The 9,058-nt window shown below is 44.2% G+C and carries 11 protein-coding genes; 8 read left to right on the forward strand and 3 right to left on the reverse strand.

Annotated elements, in window-relative coordinates; genetic code table 11:
* Positions 1-135: 135 nt before the first annotated feature.
* Complete coding sequence (locus tag AB6D80_RS23105; RefSeq protein ID WP_009848233.1) at positions 136-402, reverse strand: DUF1145 domain-containing protein; 267 nt, start codon at positions 400-402, stop codon at positions 136-138.
* 10 nt (positions 403-412) lie between these two features.
* On the reverse strand, positions 413-1,015 hold the full coding sequence (gene rsmD, locus AB6D80_RS23110; protein WP_371703345.1) for a 16S rRNA (guanine(966)-N(2))-methyltransferase RsmD: 603 nt from the start codon (positions 1,013-1,015) through the stop codon (positions 413-415).
* A 230-nt stretch (positions 1,016-1,245) separates the two neighbouring features.
* Here rsmD and ftsY point away from each other — a divergent pair, with 230 nt between their 5' ends.
* From ftsY to glpG, 6 genes are all read left to right on the forward strand, one after another.
* Positions 1,246-2,496 (forward strand): signal recognition particle-docking protein FtsY, encoded by a 1,251-nt coding sequence (ftsY, locus tag AB6D80_RS23115; RefSeq protein WP_372189717.1) that lies wholly within the window; start codon positions 1,246-1,248, stop codon positions 2,494-2,496.
* Positions 2,497-2,573: 77 nt separating this feature from the next.
* Positions 2,574-3,251: a cell division ATP-binding protein FtsE gene (gene ftsE, locus AB6D80_RS23120; protein WP_009848236.1), complete on the forward strand. Its 678-nt coding sequence runs from the start codon at positions 2,574-2,576 to the stop codon at positions 3,249-3,251.
* Positions 3,238-4,206: a permease-like cell division protein FtsX gene (ftsX, locus tag AB6D80_RS23125; RefSeq protein ID WP_029223158.1), complete on the forward strand. Its 969-nt coding sequence runs from the start codon at positions 3,238-3,240 to the stop codon at positions 4,204-4,206. The genes ftsE and ftsX overlap by 14 nt, the downstream gene beginning before the upstream one ends.
* 177 nt (positions 4,207-4,383) lie before the next feature.
* A complete protein-coding gene (rpoH, locus tag AB6D80_RS23130) occupies positions 4,384-5,241 on the forward strand; it encodes an RNA polymerase sigma factor RpoH (RefSeq protein ID WP_029223159.1) in 858 nt (285 codons plus the stop codon).
* 441 nt (positions 5,242-5,682) lie between these two features.
* The gene (gene glpE / locus AB6D80_RS23135; RefSeq protein WP_371703341.1) at positions 5,683-6,003 is read left to right on the forward strand and encodes a thiosulfate sulfurtransferase GlpE; all 321 of its coding nucleotides are present in this window, start codon (positions 5,683-5,685) and stop codon (positions 6,001-6,003) included.
* Positions 6,004-6,058: 55 nt separating this feature from the next.
* Positions 6,059-6,901 (forward strand): rhomboid family intramembrane serine protease GlpG, encoded by an 843-nt coding sequence (gene glpG / locus AB6D80_RS23140; protein ID WP_012605025.1) that lies wholly within the window; start codon positions 6,059-6,061, stop codon positions 6,899-6,901.
* An 87-nt stretch (positions 6,902-6,988) separates the two neighbouring features.
* Here glpG and AB6D80_RS23145 read toward each other — a convergent pair whose 3' ends face one another.
* The gene (locus AB6D80_RS23145; protein ID WP_009848242.1) at positions 6,989-7,396 is read right to left on the reverse strand and encodes a flagellar basal body-associated protein FliL; all 408 of its coding nucleotides are present in this window, start codon (positions 7,394-7,396) and stop codon (positions 6,989-6,991) included.
* A 162-nt stretch (positions 7,397-7,558) separates the two neighbouring features.
* Here AB6D80_RS23145 and AB6D80_RS23150 point away from each other — a divergent pair, with 162 nt between their 5' ends.
* Together AB6D80_RS23150 and ubiA are read left to right on the forward strand one after the other, a co-directional pair.
* Positions 7,559-8,101, forward strand: a complete 543-nt coding sequence (locus AB6D80_RS23150) for a chorismate lyase (RefSeq protein WP_372189720.1) — start codon at positions 7,559-7,561, stop codon at positions 8,099-8,101.
* Positions 8,102-8,956 carry a 4-hydroxybenzoate octaprenyltransferase gene (ubiA, locus tag AB6D80_RS23155; protein WP_009848245.1) on the forward strand — a complete coding sequence of 285 codons (855 nt, stop codon included), beginning with the start codon at positions 8,102-8,104 and terminating at the stop codon, positions 8,954-8,956.
* Positions 8,957-9,058 lie beyond the last annotated feature (102 nt).

The raw sequence follows: 9,058 nt of genomic DNA on the forward strand, positions 1-9,058 counted from the left end.
CTGTAGGATCGTTCAACTGATCAGGAAAATGCTTAAATGATCAGTGTTAGCTCAAATGAGCGGCGTTTCTGTATCAACTGTTTCTGTCATGATGTTTTCTGTCGTTAAGCGTTTTATATCTGAGCTTAAGCTTTATTACATCATGTGTTTGCGTCGGATATCGAGTAGGGCAAAGACGCCGAAAATCAATATTGACCACTTCTCCCAACGTGACATTTCGATCTTATCGCCAAAAGCACCGATGAAAATCAGCATCTGCAGGCCGTGCATGAAGAATAAGAATGCTGTCATGATATAAAGCGCAATCGCAGCATTACCCGGGAATGGGTAGAAAATATTGGCGATTAAGATAAACCAAACAAAGGCTATGGCTGCTTTTGCTAGTGGAAGCAAGAACTTCATTCAATAACTCCTATTCTTCAGTGATTCGATTGAACAGTCGGTAGCTCGACTGGCCCGTGGTCTTATCGCGATGTAATTCCCAGTTTTCTGGCATAGCTTCGAGTTTTAGCTCTTTCTCTGTCTCGACGTAAATGATGGCGTTGTCTGCAAGCCAACCGTTGCTCTCAAGCAGTTGTACTGTTTCTGCGAGTAAGCCTTTACGAAATGGAGGATCGAGAAAGACCATATCGTAAGGAGTGCCTGGCTTCTTAAGAAAAGAGATAGCATCAGTGTTGAACACATTGATGTTGTCTGCTTTGAGCTCTTTCGCGTTATCAGAAAGCTGTTTGGCCGCTTTTTGATTCATTTCGAGCAGTGTCACCATTTTTGCTTGGCGAGAAGCGGCTTCAAAACCTAGACCACCAGAACCGGCGAATACATCCAAGCAGGTCGAATGTGGGATATCTTGTGCCACCCAGTTAAAGAGTGTTTCTTTGACTCGGTCAATGGTTGGGCGTAATCCTTCTAAATCATGAACAGGCAGCTTTCTACCTCTCCATGAGCCACTAATAATTCGAACAAAGCCTCCGGATGGCTTTTTTTGTGATGTGTTTTGCTGGCGACGTCTTACCATAGATTTTTTGACCGCTAATAAAGTGATACTATACCGAGCCCAATTTAAGTGGGTTCGAGTATTAAATAAATTTACAATGACAAAGTGTATCAAGCTAAAAGCAAACTTATCACTGCTTTGTCATTTTTCTTTACTATTCGTTTGTACAAGCTTGTATTGTATAACAATAGCAAAGAGTCGACGTGTATTAAGTCAATACAGCTAATTAGTAGATCTAGGAAACTCCTCTGATGACGGAAAAAAAGAAGCGCGGATTATTATCGTGGCTTGGTTTTGGTGAAGAAGAACAAAGCCCAAAAACTCAGAATGAAGCGAACGTAGAAAACGTTGAAGATCAAACTGAAGTTGAATCACAAGTTGAGGCTGAACAGGTCGCACCTGAAGTTGAAGACGCTAAATCAACGGAACCTAAGTCTGTTGAATCTGAACTTACGGAGTCAGAGCAAACGCTTGAAGAGGCTCAACAAGATCAGCAGCCTGTCGCAGCAGAAGCAGAAGCAGAACAGGAAGAAGTGATTGCTCCTCAATCTAAGGTTGAAGAAGTTCAAGAGAAGCCGACAGAAAGCTTCTTTGCACGACTTAAGCGTAGCCTCAGCCGTACTAAAGCAAACATTGGTGCTGGCTTCTTTGGTTTGTTCAAAGGCAAGCAAATCGATGAAGACCTGTTTGAAGAATTAGAAGAGCAACTTCTGATCGCCGACGTGGGTATGAATACCACCGTGAAGATCATTGAAAACCTAACAGAAAAAGCATCCCGTAATGACCTAAAAGACGGTGAAGCGCTTTATGGTCTGCTTAAAGAAGAGATGTCAGAAATCTTGAGCCAAGTGGAACAGCCACTGGTTGTTGATACCACTAAAACACCTTACGTTATCTTAATGGTGGGTGTGAATGGCGTGGGTAAAACAACCACTATCGGTAAGCTGGCGAAACAATTCCAAAGTGAAGGCAAGAAAGTGATGCTGGCGGCGGGTGATACCTTCCGTGCGGCAGCGGTTGAACAACTTCAGGTTTGGGGGCAGCGTAATGATGTTCCGGTTATCGCTCAGCACACTGGTGCCGATAGCGCGTCTGTTATCTACGATGCGATTGAAGCGGCGAAAGCGCGTGGTGTTGATGTTGTGATTGCAGATACTGCAGGCCGTTTGCAGAACAAGAGCAACTTGATGGAAGAGCTACGCAAGATTGTTCGTGTAATGAAGAAGATCGATGATTCTGCACCGCACGAAATCATGTTAACGCTAGATGCAGGTACCGGTCAGAATGCGATTAGCCAAGCGAAGTTGTTTAGTGACGTGGCACCAGTAACGGGCATTACGCTAACTAAGCTAGATGGTACAGCGAAAGGTGGCGTAATTTTCTCAATTGCTGACCAGTTCCAGATTCCAATCCGCTACATTGGCGTGGGTGAAGGCATTGACGACCTGCGTCCATTTGAGTCGAAAGACTTTATTGAAGCACTATTTAGCCGCGAAGAGTAACGCGTGTAGCAAAGTGGTTTATCCTTAACCTGCTACCGTTTTAAATTTGATATGAGTGATCGTAAGAGGAATTTTCGGTGATCAAATTTCAGCAAGTGAGCAAAGCCTACCGAGGCGGACGACAAGCGCTCCAAAAAGTGGACTTTCATCTCAAACGAGGAGAGATGGCATTTTTAGGCGGGCACTCTGGTGCTGGTAAAAGTACCTTGCTGAAGTTGATCTGCGCGATAGAGCGCCCAACTGACGGACGTGTTTGGTTTAACGATCACGATATTACTCGTATCCCAGCCAAAGACATTCCCTTTTTACGCCGTAATATCGGGATTGTCTTTCAAGATCACCGTCTACTTATGGATCGCTCGATCTTCGATAACGTCGCTCTGCCTATGCGTATTGAATCTATTTCTGAAAACGAAATTAAACGTCGAGTTAGCGCCGCGTTGGACAAAACCGGTTTATTAGATAAAGCCCGTTGTTTGCCAAGCCAGCTCTCTGGAGGTGAACAACAACGGGTCGGTATTGCTCGCGCTGTGGTTAACCGTCCAACTCTGCTTTTAGCGGATGAACCAACTGGTAATCTAGATCCTGAACTATCGAGTCGTGTATTACGCTTGTTTGAAGAGTTTAACCGTGCGGGTGTCACGATCATGCTAGCGACGCACGATATCGGGTTAGTGAACACTCGCCCTCAATATCGTCATCTGGAATTAAACCAAGGCTTTTTGAGTGAGGTTGAAGATTATGGCCGCGAATAAGCGCATTAAGAAACCTCAATCCAATCGAGCAGCAAACCGGGCTTCAAGCGACGGTTTCTTTGTTGTTCATTGGAAACAAGCCAAGTCATCGTTCTCGCAAATGTGGCAGCGTCCGTTGGGTAACTTGCTGACGCTTGCGGTGATTTCAATGGCTTTAGCTATGCCCGCTTGTTTGTACCTACTGGGCAAGAACGTTGGTGAAGTGGCGCAAGATGTCACCAGCCCGTCACAAATTAGTGCCTATGTAGAGGATGGTATCCCTGAGCCGAGAGTCATGGTGCTTAAGGATGAAATTGAAAGTTGGGACCAAGTCGATCTGGTTGAGTACATTTCTCCGCAGCAAGGTCTTGAAGATCTTAGCCAGTATTCTGGTTTTGAGGACGCCCTAACTATCCTAGATGATTATTCATTGCCAGGTGTTTTGGTGATTACGCCAAGCGTACACAGCGACACGTTAATTAAAGAACTGGCAGGCAAGGTTAAGAAGCAAGAGTTAGTCACCGATGTTCGTTTAGATGAAGACTGGTTAGCTCGACTGGATGCTATCAAAGCACTTGCGGCTGTCATCGTGATTACCTTAACTGTGTTGATGCTGGGCGCAGTATTTCTGATTATCGGCAACACATTACGATTTAATGTGTTGGCGCATAAAGAAGAGATTCAAACCATGAAGCTGATTGGTGCTACCGACAGCTACATTCTTCGACCATACCTCTATGCTGGAATGTGGTTTGGTGTTTTAGGTTCGATTAGCGCGTGGGTAATGACGGCATTGATTACCGTATTACTGAACAGTGCAGTGGATGACTTGGCTCAGCTGTACGATAGCCACTTCCGCTTAATTGGCCTGAGTTGGGATGAATCTTTATTGCTTTTGATCGTCGGAACCTTGCTTGGTAGTGTAGCTGCGAAGCTTTCTGCACAGCGTCATCTAAAAGAAATTGAACCAGTTTAGGTGAATAGAGTCATATTTATACGAAAAATAGGCAGTTCTTAACCAGTTTTTGCCTTGTATAGACGAATTGATTATGCATAATTACTTCCCCCTCCTTGAAACCTGTTCATTTTAGGTTCAAGATTGTCGGGTTTTAATAGATGTATTACTCCAGATCAGAGATTGATGAGGAACCGAATGGCAAACCAAGCGTATCAAATGGCTTTAGTCACACAAGATAGTTTAGATAGCTATATCCGCTCAGCGAACAGTTACCCAATGCTGACGCCTGACGAGGAACGTGGACTTGCAGAGCGATTACATTACAAAGGTGAGATCGACGCTGCGAAAGGCTTGATCCTTTCACACCTACGATTCGTGGTGCACGTTGCAAGAGGCTACTCTGGCTACGGGCTGCCAATGGCTGATCTTGTCCAAGAAGGTAACATCGGCTTGATGAAGGCTGTTAAGCGCTTTAATCCAGAAGTTGGTGTCCGTCTAGTCTCTTTTGCTGTTCACTGGATCAAAGCTGAAATTCATGAATACGTATTGCGTAACTGGCGTATTGTTAAGATCGCAACGACTAAAGCGCAGCGTAAATTGTTCTTTAACCTTCGTAAGTCTAAAAAGCGTTTAGGTTGGTTCAATAACGGTGAAGTTGAGACGGTTGCGCGTGAACTGGGTGTTGAGCCTTCAGAAGTTCGTGAAATGGAATCTCGCTTAGCGGCACAAGACGCGACGTTTGAAGCGCCTATGGACGACGACGACGGTGGTTCTGCTTACACAGCTCCAGTTTATTACCTAGAAGATAAAGCGTCAGACGTTGCTGAGACGGTTGAAGCAGCTAACTGGGAATCTCATACTAATAATCGCTTAGGTCTCGCGTTGAAGAGCTTAGACGAGCGTAGTCAACACATTGTTCGCTCACGTTGGTTAGACGACAACAAAGCAACACTGCAAGACTTAGCGGATACCTATAGCATTTCTGCAGAGCGTGTCCGCCAGTTAGAAAAGAATGCGATGAAGAAATTGAAGCAAGCCGTTGGCGACTTCTAATAGCATTTAATTTTTAATAGTATTTGGTTTCTCATAGTAGCAAGCAAATAGCTTAATTTTGAAAAGGCCGAGATCGAGAGATCTCGGCCTTTTTGTTTTGGATCGATTTCTCAACTTTTGCGATCGAAATTTGCAAATTGATTTTGTGGATAACTCTGTGAGGAATTTATTCGTCAGCTGTCTAAAGGCAGGGTGTAGTAAGGCTTTGGCGGGGTTTTTCGCGTGGGGATATGTTTAAGTTAACCCACAGTTAGATCAGGATCATTACTACATGTTGTGGATCTATTTTTAAAAAGGCACTTTATTCACGCAATTCACAGATTTATCCACAAATGGTGTAAAAGTGATCGCTGGTGGATAACCTTATTAAGTGGGTGTGATTGTTAGCCTTGGGATAGGTTACAATGGCAGCAAAGTAAATCAGTATAAAAAGAGAAAGTCATGGACCAGTTTAAACATATCGACGTTAAAGGCGCTCAAGCCCTTATTGAACAAAATGAAGCTCGACTTGTCGATATACGAGATCCGCAATCTTTTGCGGTAGCCCATTCAGAAACCGCCTACCACCTGACTAACGATACCATGGTGTCGTTTATGGATGAGGTTGAGTTCGAACAGCCTATCTTAGTGATGTGTTACCACGGTATTAGTAGCCAAGGCGCGGCACAATATTTAGTGAACCAAGGCTTTGAAGAGGTATATAGTGTTGATGGCGGTTTCGAAGCTTGGCATCGTGCTGAACTTCCGGTGATTGCGGGTTAATAGCTTTATCACTTAAACGCTTCAAGCATCTCCATAGTATGAATAGGAAGTAACAATGATTAGATTGATGGTGTTAGACAACCCACGTCTTGCTCAAGCATTTATTGATTATATGGCCTCTCGTCAGATCCCTATTCAGATGTCTCCAGAGGGAGAAGGGCGTTTTGCTTTGTGGCTTCTTGATGGTCAATTTCAGGTTGAAACCGAAGCTGAGCTGAATCGTTTTCTTGCTGAACCCAATCATAAACGCTATCAAGCGGCGTCTTGGGATATGGCTGAGACTAGAAAGAGTAATTTCCATTACCACACGCCAAGCTTTTTGGGCATGATTAAAGCAAAAGCAGGTCCTGTGACACTGAGCCTAATGTTGGTGTGTGTGGTGATTTTTGCGCTGCAACAGATTGGTTTTGGCCAAGCTATTTTCAATGCCCTGCATTTCCCAGCAGTTGATGGACAGCAATGGCAGCTGTGGCGTTGGTTGAGCCATGCTGTTCTGCATTTCTCTGTTATGCACATCGCATTCAATATTTTGTGGTGGTGGCAGCTAGGTGGGGATATTGAGAAGAAACTAGGCAGCCTCAAGCTACTTCAGATCTTTGCTGTCTCTTCTGCGCTTTCAGGTGCTGGTCAGTATTGGGTTGAAGGGGCGAACTTCGGTGGTTTGTCTGGTGTTGTGTACGCTTTGGTTGGTTACTTATGGGTTGTCGGTGCGAAGGCGCCACAACTTGGTTTAGGTATCCCAAGACAGATTGTCGGCTTTATGTTGGTGTGGTTAGTGCTTGGGTACATGCAGCCATTTATGGCGATCGCCAATACAGCGCATTTAGCTGGCCTAGCCGCTGGTGTCATTATTGGCTTTATCGATGCGATGAAAGCACCGAGCTCGGCAAGAAGCTAACTCATTTTTTCTAGTGAGTAGCCAAACGATAGAGACAAAAAAGCGGCCAGATGAGCCGCTTTTTTATTGGGATTCGTTTTTACATCATTACTGATAAAGATATTTGGTAAACAATAAGTCAGCAATGAGAGTTTTACCTGTTTCTGGAAGTAAAATCTTATTGAGGTGCTCAACTAAGGACTTTCTCAAATCTTCACGACCGGATAGAGACTTAATTGTCTCTTCATTTTGTTTGCCGAGTAATTCAATCACCGCATCACGAATCAATGGCTGATGATGCTCAATGGCTTCTAAGTCATTACTATTTGCGACCATTATGTCGAGACGGACCTGAATATAGCCCAGTTTTTTACCTTTAGTGTAAAAATTGGTGGTGAGATCGGGCTCTAGCGTGAAGTAGGCTAGTTTGGGTGTCGATTCTTCTTCAGCGAAACTTGATGCTGAAAACAGTAGATTAATCGCAATAAATAGTTGGGCTACATAACGTTTGTGCATATTTGAGACTTTTCTTTAGTTTATTCGCGATATTCGAAACGCATTAGTCTTGTTACAATGAGCGGTCTAAATCTAAATACGTTTACAATTCGAAGAACGCTTTAATTTTATTCGAAAGTTGAAGCTTTATTGTACGTGTAAAGTCACCTATTGAATACTAGTATGAATCAGTCAATATCATTGTATCTAAATTCATTAATGAATGTAGATTGGCAAAGCACAGAAAAATTTAATTTTCCTAATGAAACCACCAAAGAGTGGCTTATGGAACAAGGATCGCTTTCCCGTAAGTTGGGCAAGTACTGCAAGCACCTGTCTGTTGAGTTGCTTCATAATCAAGTTGTGGAACGATCAATTCTGCAACAGGACGAAGAACGCCTTTTATCATCACATGATTGCTTACTGCGTAAAGTGATTTTAAAGGGTGATGATGAGCCGTGGGTGTTAGGTCGAACCTTAATACCTCGAATTACCCTAGAAGATCATCAGCACTCTGACCTTTCTCAACAAGGGGATGTCCCGCTTGGATTAACGGTTTTCAGTGCTGAGAACGTGGAGCGAGATGCGCTTCAAGTCGGTTGGGTTATCGCTGGCGATGAGCGATTACTCGCGCGTCGTTCTCGATTATGGATGAATCATAAACCGATGCTTGTGGCCGAACTTTTTTTACCAACATCCCCCATTTACTCTAAGGAGAGTGTGTAAATGCTTGCCACCAAAGCGAAGGCGTACTGGCAATTGACGCGAATGAATCGCCCGATTGGTACTCTGTTACTCCTTTGGCCGACCTTGTGGTCGCTGATTATTGCTGCGAAAGGCATGCCTGATTTTGATGTCTTGGTTGTTTTCATACTCGGTGTGGTGTTAATGCGATCGGCTGGCTGTGTGATTAATGACTTTGCTGACCGTAAAGTTGATGGTCATGTCAAACGCACCAAGCAACGTCCATTACCTTCAGGTTTGGTTTCCAGCAAGGAAGCCATTGTGCTCTTTCTAGTGTTAGCTGTGGTTTCTTTTTTGTTGGTACTCACCATGAACCCGCTGACCATTAAGCTCTCTTTTATTGGGGTTGGTCTCGCGTTCATTTATCCTTTCATGAAGCGTTTTACACACCTTCCACAGTTGTTTCTCGGATTGGCTTTCAGTTGGGCAATACCAATGGCTTGGGCGGCGCAAACCAATGAACTGCCAAGCATTGTGTGGTTTATCTTCGTGATTAATGCGTTGTGGACGATAGCCTACGACACGCAATATGCGATGGTTGACCGAGATGATGACTTGAAGATTGGCATCAAGTCGACGGCTATTCTGTTTGGTCGTTTTGATAAGCTTATGGTTGGCGCGCTGCAGTTAGTTACACTGGCGATGTTGATTGCATTGGGCATGCACTACCAACTCGGTGATACTTTCTACTGGGCACTGTTAGTTTCGGGAAGCTTGTTCGTGTATCAACAGCATCTGATGCGTCACCGCGATCGAGACCTTTGCTTCCAAGCCTTCTTGAACAATAACTATGTTGGAATGGCGGTGACTGTAGGCTTGTTCATTACCTTCTGGTAAGCATCCGCTTTACAAGTAAACGAACGCTAAAGAAAAAGGCACCCATTGGGTCAACACCTATCATTTAAGGTGTTTAGATCGCACAGTGTAGCGAGTCTTACT

This window comes from Vibrio sp. 10N.247.310.17 (assembly GCF_041466605.1).
GTDB lineage: Bacteria > Pseudomonadota > Gammaproteobacteria > Enterobacterales > Vibrionaceae > Vibrio > Vibrio tasmaniensis_A.